Origin of the sequence: Halalkalibacter alkalisediminis, from assembly GCF_028610705.1 — a bacterium.
GTDB lineage: Bacteria > Bacillota > Bacilli > Bacillales > Bacillaceae_D > Halalkalibacter > Halalkalibacter alkalisediminis.
Genome location: NZ_JAQQWT010000014.1, coordinates 1 through 19,137 on the forward strand (window position 1 = coordinate 1; position 19,137 = coordinate 19,137).

The following is a 19,137-nucleotide window of genomic DNA, read 5'->3' on the forward strand; positions in this document are numbered from 1 at the left end:
TTTTCTTTGCACAAAATAACAAAATTGAACATTTTGAGTTTTTCAAATAGTGAAATTAAATTAATGCAACACTAGTGATATATAATGATAAAAAAATGGTTTATACTGAAGTAGTAGTTAGGAGGAAAGCTATGGGCATACCAAAACCACTTGTACAAACCAATCAAATTTTCATCGTACTTTCTGTCTTACTTGGACTTTATACATCATATTGGGTATTATTGTTCCCATTCATTATTGGCATCATCACACTCATCACAAAGAAAAACCTCGTCATGAGAATTGGAAGACTTTTCTTGAAGAAAAGTCATGATCAATACGTTCTTGAAGATAGGAATCAACAATTGTTTAATCAGTGGATTGCCACAATCTTTCTAGGACTTTCTGTTTTCTGTTTCTATATTAACTATTCATTATTAGGATATCTTTTTAGTGTGATGGTCGTTCTCGCTGCCGGAGTTGCGATACTGGGCTTTTGTATAGGTTGTACAATTCGTTATCGTTATTTAATGTGGAGACATAAGCGAACAAGTATTAAGTAATAGAAGACTAATTTGGGGGAAATCCTCAAAATTGGTCTTTTATTATTTTTGTTAAAAATAGTCATTTTTAACTATATGACACATGGTATAATCTATGTACAATTATTTCGTATTCAGAAAGAAGGATATCCTTTGCAAGCTCAACCATTAAAACAAGTAGACAATCATCTCCCAAAACAAAAAACCGCTTACCGAATTTTACTGATTATTGGCTTTGTTCATTTGCTTAATGATTCAATACAAGCACTCGTACCTGCTATGTTTCCTATATTAGAACAATCGATGGGCCTTTCATTTACGCAGTTGGGGCTAATTGCCTTTGCTTTGAATCTTACGTCCTCACTTATTCAACCTATTGTTGGTACTTATACAGATAAGAAACCTTCACCTTATGCTTTACCAATTGGCTTATGCTTCACTTTTGTTGGTGTTTTAGGCATAGCATTTGCTCCCTCATTTTGGTTTGTAGTTATATCCGTTGTTTTTATCGGACTCGGTTCTGCTACCTTTCATCCGGAAGGATCTCGAGTGGCTTATATGGCTGCTGGAGGGCGCCGTGGATTAGCCCAATCCATCTATCAAGTAGGTGGAAATGCAGGACAGGCTCTAGCACCATTAATCACAGCATTAATACTCGTTCCCTTAGGTCAATTCGGCTCTATTTGGTTCACATTCGTCGCTGCCCTTGCAATTGGACTTTTAGTTTACATTGCACGCTGGTATTCTGAACAGGTAACCATTTATGCTATGACGCGTTCAACTCAAAAAATGAAAGGAACTCAACCAAAAATCAATCAAAAAAAGATTGTCATGGCGATTTCATTACTTATCTTTTTAGTTTTTGCCCGCTCCTGGTTCCATGCAGGTATGACAAATTTTTATGCTTTTTACGTGATTAGTCAGTACGATGCAACGATTGGTCAAGCACAGATTTATTTATTTATCTTTTTAGCTGCTGGAGCACTAGGTACATTTGCAGGAGGGCCTCTTGCTGACCGCTACGGCAAAAAGAATATCATTATGTTATCCATGCTTGGATCAGCACCTTTAACATTGGTCCTGCCACATGCCGGCCCTACTCTTGCCTACCCGCTCGTTTTCATCATTGGTTTTATTATCTTATCAAGCTTTTCTGTTTCGGTCGTATACGCTCAGGAGCTTGTTCCTGGTAGAATTGGGCTGGTATCAGGGCTAATTGTTGGTCTTGCTTTTGGAATGGGCGCAATTGGCTCTGTGGCTCTAGGAATATTAGCAGATCTCATTGGATTAACAAATACGATTTTCATAACGGTAACACTACCTTTGATCGGAATATTAACGTTCTTCTTGCCGTCAGATCGATGGATCGAGGAAAACAACACTAACTAAAAAAGCAGCCTGAACCTATCCATTAAGGAAAAAGTTCAGGCTGCCCTTTTATTTAAAGTTATTATCCAATGTTTGATCCACCAAACTGCTGTTCAGCTTGTTGAACGAGACGCTTAGTGATTTCGCCACCAACAGAACCGTTAGAACGTGCTGTTGTATCGGCACCTAGTTGAACACCAAACTCTTGTGCAATCTCGTACTTCATTTGATCAAGTGCTTGCTCAACTCCTGGTACTAGAAGTTTGTTATTGCTGTTTGCCATTCTTCTCACCCCGCTGATTCGATTTTCACTACTATTATGTGAGTTTCAAAAGATCATATACCGAAAATCACGAGGAATTTATTTCATTTTTTCTAAGCGGTTAAAACCATTGCTTAATCAAGGACATTGTCTAAATTCTTTAACTCTAACTCTTGGAACTTGTTCGCCATTTTCATACGATCAATGTTCAAGATTGCTTCCTCAATTGAACAACAAACATCGACTTGACAATTAATTGCTGCAAGTTCTCTACATAAATGCAACATATCTAAGTCCATTTCAATCTTCTGTCTTTGAGACTTCGTTAAGTTCGGTAAATTTTCTAAAATACCCTCAATGGTTTCGTGTGTTTGAAGTAAGCGTAATGCTGTTTTTTCTCCAATCCCTTTAACACCTGGATAATTATCACTGCTGTCCCCCATCAATGCTTTTAAATCAATCATTTGGGTAGGACGAATACCTTTCTCTATGAAAAATGCCTCTTCATTATAAACAGCATAGTTACCATACCCTTTTTTCAGAAGAATGACGGTCACATTCTCTGCTAATAATTGCAGTATATCCTGATCTCCCGTTAAAATCATTACTTCGGATTGTTGGCTTAACTCCGTTGCTAATGTTCCGATACAGTCATCTGCTTCAAAACCAGCCAACCCAACATTTGGGATATTTAGTTCCTTAACCACTTCTTTTACTAAATCAAATTGTGGAATTAATTCTACAGGCGGTTCTCCTCTGTTTGCTTTATACTCTGGATAGATTTCTGTACGGTAGGTGGTGCTCCCCATATCCCAACAACAAATGACATGTGTCGGTTTGTGTGTATTGATGGCCGTAAATAAGTGCTTGACAAAACCATGAATCGCATTAGTTGGTATACCATTACTATTAACCATATAATATCCACTCATCGCCGTTGCGAAAAAAGCCCGAAACAGCAAAGCCATTCCATCTACTAACATTACTTTATTTTTTTCCATTTAAAATACCTCTCCACTTAAAAGAGAAAAAGCATGTGAACCACACATGCCTTTTCAACCCTATTTTTATTTAGCTAACCAATTAGTGCTTGTAGCAAATAGACTAGACGCACTTAATTGTAATGCGTAGAAATTCAACTCGGCGAACCCTTGTGAATTAGAAAGAATTTTCCCAAAATAAAGAATTCTACGAATCACCTAAAGTTCAGAGTTAAACTACTGCCCATAACGCTACATTTAAAACTCCGATTTGCTTTCTTGATACGCACTGGTAGTTCTTTTTTATACTCTAGACGAAATAGGCCACCAACGAAAACCATCTTTAGCTAGTAAATCGTCGGCCTCTTTTGGACCCATTGAGCCAGCTTCATAAGTTGCAATAGCTAATTCTTTACTTTCCCAAGCTTTTGAAATGGAATCAATGAAAGTCCAAGACAAATCAACTTCATCCCAATGTGCAAAGTTCGTAGCATCACCTTGAATGCAGTCATAGATCAATCGTTCATAGGCTTCAGGCGTGTTAGAAGTATCAACACAATCATGGCAATAATCCAATTGCACAGGTGTCGTTTCACCAGAAGTACCGATCTTCTTTCCATTCAAATGAAGCGTAATCCCTTCATCTGGTTGAATCGAGATAATTAGTAAATTCGAATGCATTTCAGCATTTTCGCTATAGTACAGATTCATTGGTCTATCTTTAAATTGAATCACAATTTTAGTTGATTTTTCACTAAGACGTTTTCCCGTTCTTATATAAAAAGGAACACCAGCCCAGCGATGATTATCTATGAGTAATTTCCCTGCAACATACGTTTCCGTTATCGACTCCGGATCTACATTTTTTTCATTACGGTAGCCTTTAACTTCATTTTTTTGAATAACACCAGGTCCGTATTGACCTCTAACAAAATACTCAGGCGTTTGTTCAGGTGTAAAATCTCTTAACGCACGTAGCACTTTAATTTTTTCACTTCTGATCTCATCCGTAGTAAGTCTAATTGGAGGCTCCATCGCAAGCAAAGAAACCATTTGCAACATATGATTTTGCACCATATCACGGAGTGCTCCAGATGTTTCATAATAGCCACCGCGATCTTCTACTCCGAGAGTTTCACTTGACGTAATCTGAATGTTAGAGATGTATTGGTTATTCCAAAGTGGCTCAAAAATCGCATTCGCAAACCGAATCACTTCTATATTTTGAACCATGTCTTTTCCTAAATAATGGTCAATTCGATAAATCTCATCTTCAGAAAAAGCTTGACGAATCTCATTATTTAATTTTTCAGCTGACGGAAGATCTCGTCCGAATGGTTTTTCAATGATTAATCTTGTCCAACCATCCGTCTCTGTTACTTTTTCTTGCTTTAAATTTTGGGCTATCGTTCCAAAATACTCTGGAGACATTGCCATATAAAAAATTCGATTTCCTGGAATATCATAGTCACGCTCTAGCTGTTGGAGCACCGCATCTAGATCTCGGTAAGACTCTTTATTTGTCACATCAAAAGGTAAGTAATGAAAGTGAGAACAGAATTTTGATATTAATTCCTCATTTTCACCCTCAGGTAAAGAGTTACAAACGGTCTCCCTTAGGACTTCATTCGTCCACTCTCTTCTAGCAACACCTACAACAGCGAATTGGTCAGAAAGTTTGCCAGCTTTAAATAACTTAAAGATGGATGGAAATAATTTTCTTTTGGCTAAATCCCCTGTTACACCAAAAATAACTAAAGTTGTTTTAGGATAGTATGTAGTTTTCATTTAATTCCGGCCTCTCTTTTTTGCTTAGTTCCTTTATAAAAAAGTAACTCAAAACGACATATGAAGTCAAATTTCAACCTTATACTACTTTACTGTTATTAATCATTCGTTTCAACCTATTATTTTGCGAATCTTTAAGTTCACATAAATAAAAGTGCTTACATCTTTATTACTACAATGAAAATTAAGTAGAAGGCAATGTAATTATAATGTTTTCATCTTTGTACGTATCATTTTGAGGGTTGGAATATTTCAACAAATCATTAGCAATCGTTTGAATTCGCTCTATTTCACTTTCCATAAAGTTAATATATTTTGAATTTCCTGTATGCTCTGTTCGAATTAATTAAGAAATACCTTAAGAGAGGTTAACGAATTACGAATTTCATGGACAATTCCTGCAGCCATTTCACCTAGCATTGATAACTTTTCCGATTGAATGAGCAACTTTTCTGCTTTTTTTCTCTCTTGAATATCATTTATATTAATTAACGCCACTGTTTGACTATTCACTTCAATTGGAGAAGCCGTTATTTCTACATCAAACCTCTTTCAACCTTGTATCCTCCACTTCACTATCAATCAAAAAACGCATATCTATTGTAGCATAAGAAATTTTATTTCTTTCCCTAAAAATATCAAATGAATTTTCAAATAAGAAATTAGTATCTATTATAACGTTACAAATAAAACATGATGTATTTTTATATTACGAAATGATAACTAATATAAAGTTAGAGTCACTTTAACACTTGGCCCATTTTAAGTATCACCCTATATGACTAGCCTACAACTAGACGAAAGTCGCTTTATCAAAACACCTAAATATTTACTCCTAGCTAAAACCATACGAAAAGATCAAAGGTTCGAGAAATTTAGACATAAATACTTAATTCATATAGATTCCAGATGATTTCAAACTCATACAATTAGATCTTTAGTCCCTTTTTTGAATCTATAATCAATAGGATGTGACATCAAATGATAACGCTATAATAAAGCCTAATTACATTCAGAAAAATTCAACTTTAGTTGTGATCAGTTCTTATAGACTGTTTAAAATGTGCAAATTTATCCAGTGAATTAATTTTACAATAGTGTGATAAGTCCCAATTTTTAATAAGATTAACATCATAAGACCCTCTAAAAATCCTATACATTTCGAAAACCGAAATACTATATATAGGTATAAATACAGAGAAGTTCAAAAGGATTAATTATATTAACATAGCGAAGGTGTAGCCAACTACTCTATTGTTCCATTATACTTCTCTTGTAAACAAAACCAAATATTGGAGGGGTACATTTGAAAAAGAAGAATTTACTTATTACAACAGCTTTAATCGGTACAATGACTTTTAGCGGGATTGCGCCAACTACCTTTGCTCATGATGCAATGGGATCTGATATTAATAAAGGAGAACGGGCTGTCTTTACAAATGATGAATTAGAAGTTTTAAAAAGTTCGTTATCTGCTTCAAAAAACATTTCCAATCTGAGAGAAGCTGCTGCTGTTCAAATTAGTACACGTGCAGATGGAGTACAAAACAACACAGCTGATGTTTACGCTCATAAAGGTTATGCCTATTTAGGAACTCACACTGCTAGCGGTGCTAATGGTGGGATTCGTGTGTTCGATTTAAAGGATCCTTCTAATCCAGTAGAGGTAGCCACCTTTGCTGATGAGATTCCAAACACATGGCAAGAAAAAGTTATTGTGAAAACTGTAAATACTCCTCATTTCAAAGGAGATCTGGCTGCAGTAAGCGTTCAGCAAACTAGTAGAAACAATGCTAACCGTCCAAATAGCAAAGGTGGTGTTCTTCTATATAATGTTACCGATCCTTCTAATCCAGAAAAATTAGGGTTCTTTGAGTTAGATCGTCGTATTACTGGTACACATGAACTTTATTTAACAACACAAGGAAATCGAGCAATCGTTTTAATGTCCAGTCCTTATGCAGATTATTACACTGGAGGACAAGAAAAAGATTTCCAAATTATTGATGTATCCAACCCTGCAGCCCCTGAAAAACTATGGGCATGGGATCCTAGAGAGCTAAAAGAAATTCCTGAGAGCTTCAATGGCTATCATTGGTTTGCTCCAGACGGCAAAACAAGACCGGTCTTTAACCATAGCGTTATTACGGACAACAACGCTCAGTACGCTTATGTATCCATGTGGGATTTAGGAACCGTTATTTTTGATATTAAAGACACTGAAAATCCAGTATACCTAGGTAGAACTGAATATGCAGATAATCAAAAAGGTGCAGCCCACTCCGCAGCGCTTGCTAAAGGCGGGAATGTCCTTATTGAAACTCGTGAAGTTTCTAATCCAAGTGGAGCTGGTTACGAAACGGCATATGGTTATACTCGTATTTTCGATATTAAAGATAAAACAAATCCAGTATTATTAAGTGAATTTAAAACAGATCTCACTTACCAAGAGCCTTTCACTAGTACTTTCGCTAAAACCGTTCATGATCCTAAAGTGCTCGGTAATACCCTTTACCTTTCGTACTACTCTGGAGGTGTTGTGATGGTTGATATCACAGATCCAAGTAGTCCAGAGCAAATTGGACAGTATACTCCTGAGAACTCTGATGTCTGGGGCGTATTCGTTGATCGAAATTATGTTTTAGCTTCTGATATGGGACAAGGTTTAAAAGTTCTAACAAGAGGCGGAGATAGTGGTAATAGTAATGGTAATACTCAAATTAAAAAGTAACAATTAGAAGCACCGTAACTTTAAAGACGGTGCTTTTCTTCATCATTAAGATCAAAGAGTTATTACCTCTTCTACTTTTTACAGTGAAAAATACTATTCCCCATTTTACCTTTAAACTTATCTAATAAACGCTCATGTTCATCGAGTATATCAAATAATTGTGGGTTCATATCAACACTAAGCTCTAACTCGTTTACTTCAATTAAATCTTGCACATAAATGGGTAGTTTTTCTATTTGTTTAAACCCGGCTTTAAAAAGATGTTCTTTCCAAACATGTTCTTCATTACATTCACTGAACTGATAAAAGACTTTTAAGCGTTCAATATCCTCGTCAGATAATGGCTCTAATAAAGTCATTTCATTTAAGATCAATGTTCCACCTTCTTTTAAGACCCTTTTACACTCTTTCAATGACTTTTCAACGTTTACAAATGTTAGTACAGATTCGATTATAATATGATCAAATGTTTCGCTTTCAAAAGGTAGATGTTCGACTGACCCCTCAACTAACTGGATACATACTGAATCGTTTCTGAACCTTTCTCTCGCTTTTTTTAACATAGTAGGGTGTGGATCAATTGCCACCACTTCACAATGAAATGAATGAGCTAAAAAAGAAGCTGTTTCTCCAGTACCGCAACCTACGTCTAAGATCTTCGTTTTTTGACTTATCTCCTCCTTCTTGAAAATAGCTTCCGTCGCTGCTTTTCCTCCTGGATGTGCACTCTGGATCGAAAACTCTGCCAAAAAATCAATATAGCTAAGGTTATCCATTCCTTCACTCCCATTTACATCTTTTACGATATTCTATGTTTAATCTTTTTGCTGGTTCCTTCGTGACTATTGCTGAATTTACAAAGAACTAGGTAGACTCACAAACCTATTTCCCATTAGGACAATACAATGAATATGAACGTCTAGTTATTTAAGAAGGGAGAGAATGCTTTGTCTTATTATGATCTTTGTTGCCGCTACCGTGGAAAAGTTGTAACGATTACTTGTCTTGACCGCAAAACGTATTCAGGTACCATTACGCATGTAACGGATACTCATGTTTACCTTCAACCGACTGGTGGAAGGCAGTTTGGTGGTTTCGGTTATGGATGGGGTTACGGTTACAGACCCTGGGGCTGGGGCTTTCCAATCGCATTAGCCGCAATCGGTGGTTTTGCTTTAGGAGCTGCTTTATGGTGGATTTAAGATAAATCCATCTGCCTATTCACACGAATAAAAGAGCTTGTCGAGTTAAACGGCTCGACAAGCTTCATAGATAAAGTTTTGTAACGATACAAGAAGAAATTTCGGTTTCAATCTAATTATTACGTAAATGAGCTGACCAAATACTAGTAGTATCTTTAATAAGCATTATCCAAAGACTATACGGTTAATAGCTATATGAGGAGAGATTCTAATGTCGAATTCGCAAGATTGAACTAGAAGCCAAACTTGAAACGCTAAAAGTAGCGAATGAACAACAACTACAACATATAGATGTCCAATCAATTGTTGACCAAATTCTTTCTGAAAAAGAATTTGCTTTAGAAAAAGAAGTCGAAACTAAATGAAGTAAACAATAATTACAGTTAATTAAGTGGTCAGCAGGGACTGGTATTAGCATTATTGCTTTTGTGATTAGTATTATTCGGGTATTTTTTATGTAACTTGATATCTAACTATTTATTAGAGAAAATTTTAAAAAGGATACATCTAAACTGATGCATCCTCTTACATTGACTCAATATCAACGCCTTCTACATATTTCATTTGCTTAAGAGTATAGTAAACATCCGTCGTATAAATTTTGTCATTTACTAAGAGTAGTAGGTCCATTTGTTTTGCAGTCGAATCTTTTAGATCCTTCACCCTGACTTTTCTAGCTTTCATGTCTTGACGCTTCATATCCTTTAGAATCTCCGTTAATTGATCCTCTGAATGAACAATAATTCTCGCTTTCAGCTCTTTTTGGCGAAGTGCTTTTGGACCAATAAACTTAAATAAAAATGGTAAAAATTCGACACTTATTAATAACAATACAGTAGCTACAATTGCCTCTAACCAAAAACCGGCGCCACAAGCAATCCCAATCCCACCAGCCCCCCAAATCATAGCTGCCGTTGTTAAGCCAGAAATCATATCATTATTTCGTCTTAAAATGACACCAGCACCTAAGAAACCTATACCTGATACGATCTGAGCCGCAAGTCTCAATGGGTCCATTGGTTTGCTATAAGCGGCAGCATACTGTTCTGCTCCTAAAATGGAAACATGTGTAAGCAAGCAACTCATGATTCCAATGACTAGGCATGTTTTTAATCCTAATGGCTTTCTCTTGAGTTCTCTTTCTAAACCGATGATAATACAGAGAAATGTTGCAATGGCTAATTTAAACAAAAAACTATTTGGTTCAATTTCTACAAACATTTGATTCCCCCAACCTTTTCTAGTTTAATTCTCTATTTAACAGCCCATTTCCTTTATCTTCGTAAAGAAAAAAATCCCACTCACTGTGAGCAGGACCTTTCTCCTTATCTAGCCTGAATGAACATTTGAACCCATGCACCATGGTAAAAACCGACACCGATCGTATCATACTCAGGCTTTAGAATATTTTGTCTGTGTCCTGGTGAATTCATCCAATCCCTCATAACCTGTTCAGGAGTTGTTTGTCCTTTGGCAATGTTTTCACCTGCTGAACGATAACTAATACCGAATGTACGTAGCATGTCAAATGGTGATCCATAATTTGGACTGTTGTGAGAGAAATAATTAGAGTTAATTAAATCCTCAGCTTTTTTGTGTGCAACATTTTTAACATCTGCTCGATGTTGCAATGGATTTAAACCACGTTGACGTCTTTCTTGGTTAACAAGTGCCACTACTTGATCTTCAAATGCACTGTGATGGGAAGCTTCTGCTTTTAATCGAATAACCTCACCAATTTGCATATTAGTGGGCACGACATCAGGATTTAAGCGCATCAACTGCTGATAATCAAGCCCATAACGCTTAGCAATGAACCAAAATGTATCACCTTTTGATACTTTATAATGAGAAAAAGGTGGTTCATTAAACATCTTAATAGCCGCATCTGCCGTTGGCTGTAAAGAAAGAATGGACATCATAAGAACAACTGCCATCATAAATCGTTTCATTTTGTTACCTCCACGTAATGTTTTGTACAAGCTTATTTTCTCTTACCTGTCCAAAACGATACACGGAAAATAAAATTTTTAAGAAATATTGAAATTTGTTAGCGTTCTGAAAGAATACAAAGTCAATTAGATAAGAACTTACACAATCGCGTCTTTCGAATAATCGTTATTGATCAAAATATATAATTATTAATTTCTTACTTCCTCTCAACGTCCATTTTTTCAGAATGTATCAACTTTTGAGATACGTCACAGGGGGAACCTCCGATAACAAAGGACTGAGTCGATTAACGTACATCAAATCAAGTGAATGCATAGCTCTCGTACAAATGGTATAAAGCAATTTCCGTTCACTGTCATGTAGATATTCCAAATCTGAAACGTTATATAAAACTACCGCATCAAATTCTACCCCTTTTGCGAGGTAAGAAGGAATAATTAAGATTCCTGATTCATAACCAGTTGAATCTTTTTTCATTAAACGCACATCAAGCTCATCTTTCAGCTCCGTATAAACACGTTTGCTTTCTTTGGCAGTTTTACAAATGACTGCAACTGTACGAAATTTCGTACACAACTCCATTAAACGTGCTATCAATTGAGTATTAAGCTCCTTCCAATTAGCTGCTTTTGTAAGAACGGGTTTTTCTCCATTTCGGTTAAAGGGGTCTATCTCTGTCCCAAGAATATGTCTTGCAAAGTCAATGATTTGACGAGTAGATCTGTAACTTTGTGTTAACGCATATTTCTCAATATCTTCTCGCTGATACAAAGATTCTAACGCAGGAAAACTACTATTATTAGAGTGAGGGTATATAGACTGATTAAAATCACCAAGAACCGTCATCTTCGCACGCGGAAACATATTCTTAATAAAAGCAAATTGAAACGGTGAATAATCTTGAGCTTCATCAATAAAAACGTGTTTAATCGTTGTATTGACATGAAAACCTTCTAGTTTACCTTTTAAGTATAAATAAGGTGTTGCATCCTCATAAGGGAAAATTGATTGATTGATTTGGTGAATGGTGAGCGAACAAATTTCAGACCATTTTTCTGAAGAAAACAAACTATTTTCCTTTTCTTGAAACAGGTTTAAGTAAATCGATGTTGTATCCAGAAATTGAAGCTGATTAATGATGTGTCTGACTTTTTTTAATCTCCGCTTTACAACCAGCCCCCGCAATAACTCTTGTTCACGTTCGTATTCATAAAAATCATCTGATTCTTTCTTTTTCTCCTTCTCAACCTTTTGATGTATTTTCAATAAGACTTCATCTTCCAATAGATCGACCTCTTGATCAACCCACTCTTTATCCCGCTCTTCCAATTCATATGATCTAACTTCTTTTAACAAGCGGTCTGCTACCATATTCATTCGGTTTGGAATTGAGATAGTCTGATCCAACTCATAGAAATATTGGTAAATAGTTTCATTAGAGAATAAAATGTTGCCTCGGAAAACAATGTCCGTAAAAATCAATCCTTCTGCTTGTAATGATTGAATGACTGAATCAATAAAATGAATATAATCTAGTGAGGACTTTATTTTGATTGCTTCCAAACGTGCTAAATAAGATGGATCCTGTTTCTCAATTAATACAAATTCCATCTGACTAAATGGATCTTCAAGCTGCCAATTTTCGCCAAGACGATGTTCTAAGTATGCTTGAAAGGTTGTCTGTTGCATATTCTCCTCTCCTAATTCAGGTAGGACAGTAGAAATATAACTATTAAATAATGGATTAGGTGAGAATAAAACAATTTCATCTGCTAACAAAGTGTCCCGATATCGGTACAGTAGATAGGCTACTCTTTGTAAGGCAGCTGACGTTTTTCCACTACCCGCCACTCCTTGCACCACTAGGAGACGCCCTCGCTCATTTCGGATAATTTGATTTTGTTCTTTTTGAATCGTTGCGACAATGTTCTTCATTTGCGAGTCCGATTCATTCCCTAATACCTGTTGCAAAAGTTCATCACCTATTGTAATTCCCGTATTAAACATATGTTTTATTTGACTATCTTTTATAATAAATTGTTTTTTGATCTCGACTTCACCTGAAATCGTTCCAGACGGTGTTTCATAACTCCCCGGTCCTGGCCCATAGTCATAATATAAACTTGATATTGGAGCACGCCAATCATAGACATAAAAGTTAATCCCTTCTTTATCTACAAAAGACGCAATTCCAATATAAATAGCCTCAGAATCTTCTTCTCCCTCTTCTAAAAAATCGATTCTCCCGAAATAAGGGGAGTATTTTAATTTATGTAAATTTTTTAATTGGTTTAGATCATGTCGATGACTTCTTTCTCTTTCTGACATTAATTCAGCCTGCTGTTTGATACTTGCAAATGTTTCAGCAGCTTCCTCTGCATTATCAAAATTAACCGTTACATCGTCCCAAAACTTCTTACGTATATCAATAACGTCCTCTTTAATCGTACCGAGCTTTTGCCTTAATTGTTTTTCTCTTTCTTGTATTTGAACAACAACTTGGTTCACTCGTTTTTGTTCTCGATGCCAGTCAGTTTGTTTTTCCATATGGTCACTCCTTATCTATGAAACGTCTCTATCCCCTTGTGGTATATACAGTTTTCCATAAGGATATGCATAGTTCCTTCTTCTATTACCTTTTTTCTATGAATAAAAGCTTTCTTCTCGCACACGATAAGAGAAAAAGGAGTCCACTTATGAATGCAGATTATGTAAATGACTGTCTAAACCGTTTACAGTCAACCATTGACCAAGCGCTTACTGAATTGATGGAAGTCAAAATGATACGAGAGAATGATCCTACAGAATTTCCCTACCTTCAGAATGAGTTAAATGAACTTGATATTGAAATTACATTACTATTAGAAAAAAATCAGGAAGGTAGTCATCATACGAGATTACAGGAAGCACAAAAAAAACTCCATGAAGTTCAAGACATTATGATAAGAGGTGTGTAGTTGAAGGCCCTTCTTCGCATTAAATTGACGAACATGTTGTACTTATTCATTTTCACTTAAAAATGTGAACATCCTTAACATGAAGACGAAGGAACAAAAACAGGAAGAGACCCATTCTATCATGTGCAGAATAGGTCTCTTATATGTTTTAATATGCTTTATTTACGATATTGTTCAAACCATTCTTTCGCTTGATCGACTTCTTCTCTCACGAGTTGATGACCGCCATTTACCCAATATTCCGTGACAGATGCATGAGCACCTTGCAAATGATTAATTAATTCTTGTGTTTCCTTTAAAGGAATAATTGGATCTTGTTTACCAGCTCCAATGAAAACTGGTATGTTTGTAAGATCTGGAAGGATAACCCCACGACGCGGAACCATGGCATGGAATAAGATGGCTCCATTTAATGCATTCTCGTGATGATACATCATACTAGCTGCTATGTTCGCACCATTTGAGTAACCGATTGCCACAACGTGACTACGGTTAAATTGATATTTTTTTGCACACTCACTCACAAAATCATTTAACTCTTTTGTTCTAAAAACAAGATCCTCCTCATCAAATATTCCCTCCGCCAAACGACGGAAAAAACGTGGCATTCCGTTTTCTAACACATTTCCTCTAACACTTAAAATAGATGCTTCAGGTGCAATCATTTCCGCTAAAGGTAAAAGGTCTTGTTCGTTCCCACCTGTACCATGTAGTAAAAGCAATGTTGGTAGATCTTTATTCTTCCCTTCAATAAATAAGTGCTTCATTCCCATTCACTCCTTTGTATTTAGTGGTTTTAATTTTGCTTCTATTTCCGCTCTTTGGTTTTCAAAATAAGGTGGTAATGCAAGGTTCTCACCTAAACTCTCGTACGGTTCATCTCCTTCAAACCCAGGTCCGTCTGTTGCGAGCTCAAATAATATTCCATTTGGCTCCCTGAAATAAAGTGAACGGAAATAATACCTTTCAACGAATCCAGAATTAGCTATGCGAGCACTTTTTAAGTGATCCACCCATTTTCTAAGTTCTTCTTCCGTTTCAACACGAAAGGCCACATGATGCACACTTCCGCGTCCAGGACGTTCTCTTTTTACATCTGTTTTTTCTTCGAGATAGATTTCTGTGCCAGTCCCTCCTTCACCTGTTTCAAATACTCGAAGTGGGCTTTCGCCTTCACTATCAGATTGAATGGATTCTTTTTCACGGTATCCCATAATCTCGGTCAAAACTTTAGCTGTTATTTCTGGACGTGCCACAGTTAACTTCACAGGGCCTAATCCAATTATTCCATGCTCCACTGGTACTGGGCTTTTATCCCATGGCTTCCCCCCAGCTACTCCTTGATTCGTTTCATCCGAAATAAATTCCAGTCTTTGCCCTTCAAAATCCCGGAAGGCTAATGTTTTTCGTCCATATTTCGTTTTGATTTCTTCATGCTCGACTTGATGTTCGTCTAAACGATTTTTCCAATAAAGCAATGACTCATCGTTTGCAACACGTAAAGATGTTAAGGAAATACTATTTGTACCAGGATACGTTTGGCCGGCGTTAGGAATCTCAAAAAAGGTTAAATCCGTACCCGGATTCCCTCTTTCATCTGCATAAAACAAATGATAAACCGATGTATCATCTTGATTAATCGATTTTTTCACTAGACGAAGTCCAAGGACCTTCGTATAAAAACGATAATTTTCTTTTGCGTTTGCTGTAATTGCCGACACGTGATGTTGACCCAATAAAGGTTTTAACGTCACAATTATTCCTCCTTAGAATTGATTTGAAGTTTTTTCAACAGTCCTAGTAATTGCTTTTGTTCTCTTCTATCAAGCCCTTTAAATTGCGATGCTTGAAATCGTTCTTGTTCAGGAACGACTTCTTCATAGAGCTTTTGTCCAGCAGCTGTTAATGAGATTTGCTTTATACGCCATTCCTGCTTTCTTTTAATCAATCCAGCTTTCTCAAGCTTCACTAGCATTTGTGTGATATTCCCCTTGCTCACGAGTAACTTTTCGGCAAGCTCTTGTTGTGAGAGTGGTTGATGAACACCTACCTGCACAAGTAAGTCAAATTGAGAAATGCTCAATCCCCACTTTTTTAGATGTTGATTGGAAACCCGATTACTCCCGTTATAAAACCGTGCTAAACGAAACCATAATAAGAGGCCCAACCGAATGTCCTGTGTATTTCCAATATCTTGATTGATCAATGGTCTATCACTCCACTCCTTTATTTTCTACTATCAGTTTATAACTAAACTGAATGGAAGTAAAGTGTTTAACTAACTTTTATAAAGTAACTAATTATTTGTTGAAAGGCAGTCCTTAAAGGCTAGTGAAAAACAAAAAATTTTCTCTGATCATCTTTTAAAATATAAAAATAAGAGCAACTTCTGCTCTCTTTGACGATCTTCAACAAAAAAAGAGGGCTATAACGGCCCTCTCTCTTTTTACTTACTATTTAACTCAGCAAGAATCGGATATAACTCCTCTAAATGAGTGATCTCATAAGTAGGAATAACCTCATTACGTTCTTTGTCATGGCGGTTAATCCAGACAGATTTCATGCCGATCCGAGATGCTCCAAGTATGTCTGTCATTAAATTATCACCCACCATCATGGCTTCGTCTTTAGTTAATGACATTTTTTCAAGAGCATGTTCAAAAATAGTTGGATCCGGCTTACCTCTACCGAATGCACCTGAGATTACAATATGGTCAAAGTATGGCACTAGCTCAGGAGTGATTTCTAATTTAGTATTTTGTAAATCAGGTGACCCGTTTGTTAAAAGTAACAGTTGATACTTTCCTTTTAGTTCATCTAGAACCCGGAAGGATTCTTCATATACAAATGGATGTTTTCTACGTTCTGCTGGGAAACGCTCCGCTAGTTCTTCACCGAAATCAGTGTCATTAATCCCTAGGGCCGCTAGTCCACGCGTCCATGCTTCTTTTCGGTAAGTTGGAACCATTTCTTTCATTTTGCGGAAATTGTCGTCGTCATCTAAGAAATTTCCCCATAAACCTTCAAAAGGATTAATGCCAATCATTTGTGTAAATGAATATGTTTCATACGTTGAATAAAGTTTTCTTGCTTCCTTACGAACAGCTTCTTCTAAATCAGTTGGATCCAAATCATATTTTTTCGCAGCTACTTCGCAAGTGGCTGCAAAAGCTCTTTCTACACTCTTCTGGTCCCAAAGCAGTGTATCATCGAGGTCAAAAAAGATAGCTTTAATCATGAACGAACTCTCCCCTATAACAATTTATTCACCCTATTAGATTATCGCTTTAATAGGAAGAAGTAAACTAGATTCTTAGCGTTCTTTTTGCAATTCTACCCCGTCAGGTAAGATATCTTTAATCATCCTTACTAATTTTTCGTCCTGGTAAAGTCGATGATCAAAAATAGAAACGATTCCATGATCTTGATGCGTTCGTATTAAACGACCGATTCCCTGGCGTAAGCGTAACATCATATAAGGTACATCAACATCCCAGAAAGCATCATCCGCTGATTTCCTCTTAGCTGCAAACACAGGATCATTAGGAGGAAATGGCAAAGACCATATAATAACATTGGAAAGAGACTCTCCTGGAATGTCTAGTCCTTCCCATAAGCTTACTGCACAAAGAATAGAATCCTTATCCTCCTGGAAGGTTGAGATTAATTGACTTACCTCTTGATCTCCTTCAAAAAGAAGATTAAATTTATGATAGAATACATCTTTCTTCGCTTCTTCTTTGAACGTACGTAGTTCTTCATCACTTGTAAATAAGAGAAGCGCTTTTCCATTTGTTTCTTCTATGACTTTTTTGGCTTCTTGCAGCTTGTTCTCATTTCCCTTAAGCATAGGTCCGTACATTTGCATCTGCTCTTGGTACTCAAAAGGAGACGAGACCGAAAATGATAGGTAACCTCCAATTCCAAGATTTCCAGCCAAATAACTAAAGGAACCGTTCGTTGATAGCGTTGCTGAAGTAAAGATAAACGGTAATTTTTTATTGAAGACCTGTTCTTTTAGAACCTCTTCCACTAACCGTGGCATGATAACCAATTTTATACCAACTTCATCTTCTTCGACCCAGGTGATTAAATTATTTTGAGCGACAAATAACTTGAGGGCATGATGAATCATATCAAGATGTTCTTCAACAATTTTTAATTGGTATTGATCAATCGTATACATTTCGCTCTCAAAAACAATTTCATCCTCAAGTCTTGCAATTAGTTCAACCAATCTTTTTGCTTCTTGAGTAAGAACTAAACTTAATTCAAGCTCTCTTCGATTCGAGCCCTCCACTTTCTTAGCATGCTCACGCAAGACGAAAGAAAAATGTAGGCTTTGTGAGATCAACTCATCAACGAGAACGGCAAATTCTTCACGTACATCATTTTCTAGTAAACGTGTTAATAATTCTTCAACAACATCATGACGTAATTGATAGGTAAGGGCTTTTTGTGCTGCTACTTCAAGCAAATGTCCTTCATCAAAAATAACAGTGCTAGCTTCAGGTAACAGTGGCAGCTGCCCTTCGCGTTTTCTTGATTCATAAGTCCACACATGCTCCATGTAAAAATCATGAGAACAAATTAATAGGTCCGTTGATTTTCGATAATGATCACGTGATAGCGTTTGACCACACCGGTGACGCTGGTCACAGACAAAGCAATCTTGAAAAGCATCCCAACCAATTTTCCCCCACTCTTCGTCGTTTAAGTGCGGATATTCCTTGCGATTGCCATAATGATAGAACGATTGCAGTGTTTGATTCCCATTTACAAAAGGAGGTAAATCAAAATAAATGTCGTCAAATAGCTCATCGTACTGATCTTTTGACCGTTCTTGATCGAGCTTTTGTAAACAAAGATATTGACTCTTTGACTTGGCTAATCTTGCATCAATGTCGATACCGAGAATGCGTGATAATTTATCAATATCACCATCTTTTTTCACTAATTGTTCAATTAATGATTCATCTGCACAAGCAATTATAGCTGGTTTTCTCGTATATCTTGCATAGCAGATCGCATACAACAGGTAAACGATGGTTTTCCCCGTTCCGACACCAGCTTCAGCAAACATAATTTTCTTATCGATAAATGCTTTTTCTAGTTGAAATGCCATGTAAATTTGTTCATCTCTAAGCTCTAGCCCAGCATCGGGTAATAGGTCATAAAAAACATCACCAATCCAATCATTCATTTGCTCAAAGAAGGATTGACTCGGGTCAAAGGTAAACGGTAAACGATTATAAGTGTTCAAGTTGAGGCCTCCGTATCATAACTAGATCAATAGGTAATTATCTTAGAAATTTAGTCATTTGTCAAAAAAAGAAAAAGAGAATGACTTACAAAGGTCCATGCATTGACCCTTG

General features: G+C 36.5%; 18 protein-coding genes. 5 read left to right on the forward strand and 13 right to left on the reverse strand.

Annotation, left to right across the window (positions count from 1 at the left end; translation table 11 throughout):
• The first annotated feature begins 131 nt into the window (after positions 1-131).
• A complete protein-coding gene (locus PQ474_RS16635; RefSeq protein WP_273845565.1) occupies positions 132-542 on the forward strand; it encodes a DUF4395 domain-containing protein in 411 nt (136 codons plus the stop codon).
• A gap of 132 nt (positions 543-674) precedes the next feature.
• Entirely contained in the window at positions 675-1,910 is a 1,236-nt protein-coding gene (locus tag PQ474_RS16640; RefSeq protein WP_273845568.1) for an MFS transporter, read from the forward strand.
• 61 nt (positions 1,911-1,971) lie between these two features.
• Here PQ474_RS16640 and PQ474_RS16645 read toward each other — a convergent pair whose 3' ends face one another.
• From PQ474_RS16645 to PQ474_RS16660, 4 genes are all read right to left on the reverse strand, one after another.
• Positions 1,972-2,172, reverse strand: coding sequence for an alpha/beta-type small acid-soluble spore protein (locus PQ474_RS16645; protein WP_273845570.1), 201 nt, complete (start codon positions 2,170-2,172; stop codon positions 1,972-1,974).
• Between the two features lie 113 nt (positions 2,173-2,285).
• Positions 2,286-3,152: a 5'-3' exonuclease gene (locus PQ474_RS16650; protein ID WP_273845574.1), complete on the reverse strand. Its 867-nt coding sequence runs from the start codon at positions 3,150-3,152 to the stop codon at positions 2,286-2,288.
• Positions 3,153-3,434: 282 nt separating this feature from the next.
• A complete protein-coding gene (zwf, locus tag PQ474_RS16655; protein WP_273845576.1) occupies positions 3,435-4,919 on the reverse strand; it encodes a glucose-6-phosphate dehydrogenase in 1,485 nt (494 codons plus the stop codon).
• A 342-nt stretch (positions 4,920-5,261) separates the two neighbouring features.
• Positions 5,262-5,417 (reverse strand): hypothetical protein, encoded by a 156-nt coding sequence (locus PQ474_RS16660; protein WP_273845577.1) that lies wholly within the window; start codon positions 5,415-5,417, stop codon positions 5,262-5,264.
• A gap of 808 nt (positions 5,418-6,225) precedes the next feature.
• Here PQ474_RS16660 and PQ474_RS16665 point away from each other — a divergent pair.
• Positions 6,226-7,650, forward strand: a complete 1,425-nt coding sequence (locus PQ474_RS16665; protein ID WP_273845579.1) for an LVIVD repeat-containing protein — start codon at positions 6,226-6,228, stop codon at positions 7,648-7,650.
• Positions 7,651-7,721: 71 nt separating this feature from the next.
• On the opposite strand, the gene PQ474_RS16670 is transcribed toward PQ474_RS16665, so the two are convergent.
• Positions 7,722-8,426, reverse strand: coding sequence for a class I SAM-dependent methyltransferase (locus PQ474_RS16670; protein WP_273845581.1), 705 nt, complete (start codon positions 8,424-8,426; stop codon positions 7,722-7,724).
• Positions 8,427-8,597: 171 nt separating this feature from the next.
• Between PQ474_RS16670 and PQ474_RS16675 the strand changes: the two genes are divergently transcribed.
• Positions 8,598-8,852: a hypothetical protein gene (locus PQ474_RS16675; RefSeq protein ID WP_273845584.1), complete on the forward strand. Its 255-nt coding sequence runs from the start codon at positions 8,598-8,600 to the stop codon at positions 8,850-8,852.
• 525 nt (positions 8,853-9,377) lie between these two features.
• On the opposite strand, the gene PQ474_RS16680 is transcribed toward PQ474_RS16675, so the two are convergent.
• The 3 genes from PQ474_RS16680 to helD form a co-directional block, all read right to left on the reverse strand.
• On the reverse strand, positions 9,378-10,073 hold the full coding sequence (locus PQ474_RS16680) for an MgtC/SapB family protein (RefSeq protein ID WP_273845586.1): 696 nt from the start codon (positions 10,071-10,073) through the stop codon (positions 9,378-9,380).
• Positions 10,074-10,177: 104 nt separating this feature from the next.
• On the reverse strand, positions 10,178-10,804 hold the full coding sequence (locus tag PQ474_RS16685; protein WP_273845588.1) for a CAP domain-containing protein: 627 nt from the start codon (positions 10,802-10,804) through the stop codon (positions 10,178-10,180).
• 232 nt (positions 10,805-11,036) lie between these two features.
• Complete coding sequence (gene helD / locus PQ474_RS16690) at positions 11,037-13,352, reverse strand: RNA polymerase recycling motor HelD (RefSeq protein WP_273845590.1); 2,316 nt, start codon at positions 13,350-13,352, stop codon at positions 11,037-11,039.
• A gap of 149 nt (positions 13,353-13,501) precedes the next feature.
• Here helD and PQ474_RS16695 point away from each other — a divergent pair, with 149 nt between their 5' ends.
• On the forward strand, positions 13,502-13,762 hold the full coding sequence (locus tag PQ474_RS16695; RefSeq protein WP_273845593.1) for a hypothetical protein: 261 nt from the start codon (positions 13,502-13,504) through the stop codon (positions 13,760-13,762).
• A gap of 158 nt (positions 13,763-13,920) precedes the next feature.
• Here the strand turns inward: PQ474_RS16695 and PQ474_RS16700 are convergent, their stop codons facing one another.
• The 5 genes from PQ474_RS16700 to PQ474_RS16720 form a co-directional block, all read right to left on the reverse strand.
• Positions 13,921-14,529, reverse strand: a complete 609-nt coding sequence (locus PQ474_RS16700) for an alpha/beta hydrolase (RefSeq protein WP_273845595.1) — start codon at positions 14,527-14,529, stop codon at positions 13,921-13,923.
• 6 nt (positions 14,530-14,535) lie between these two features.
• Positions 14,536-15,516, reverse strand: a complete 981-nt coding sequence (locus tag PQ474_RS16705; protein WP_273845598.1) for a ring-cleaving dioxygenase — start codon at positions 15,514-15,516, stop codon at positions 14,536-14,538.
• A 2-nt stretch (positions 15,517-15,518) separates the two neighbouring features.
• A complete protein-coding gene (locus tag PQ474_RS16710; RefSeq protein ID WP_273845796.1) occupies positions 15,519-15,965 on the reverse strand; it encodes a MarR family winged helix-turn-helix transcriptional regulator in 447 nt (148 codons plus the stop codon).
• A 243-nt stretch (positions 15,966-16,208) separates the two neighbouring features.
• Positions 16,209-17,000 carry an HAD family hydrolase gene (locus PQ474_RS16715; protein ID WP_273845600.1) on the reverse strand — a complete coding sequence of 264 codons (792 nt, stop codon included), beginning with the start codon at positions 16,998-17,000 and terminating at the stop codon, positions 16,209-16,211.
• Positions 17,001-17,075: 75 nt separating this feature from the next.
• Positions 17,076-18,965 (reverse strand): ATP-dependent DNA helicase, encoded by a 1,890-nt coding sequence (locus tag PQ474_RS16720; protein ID WP_273845798.1) that lies wholly within the window; start codon positions 18,963-18,965, stop codon positions 17,076-17,078.
• Between the last annotated feature and the right edge of the window lie 172 nt (positions 18,966-19,137).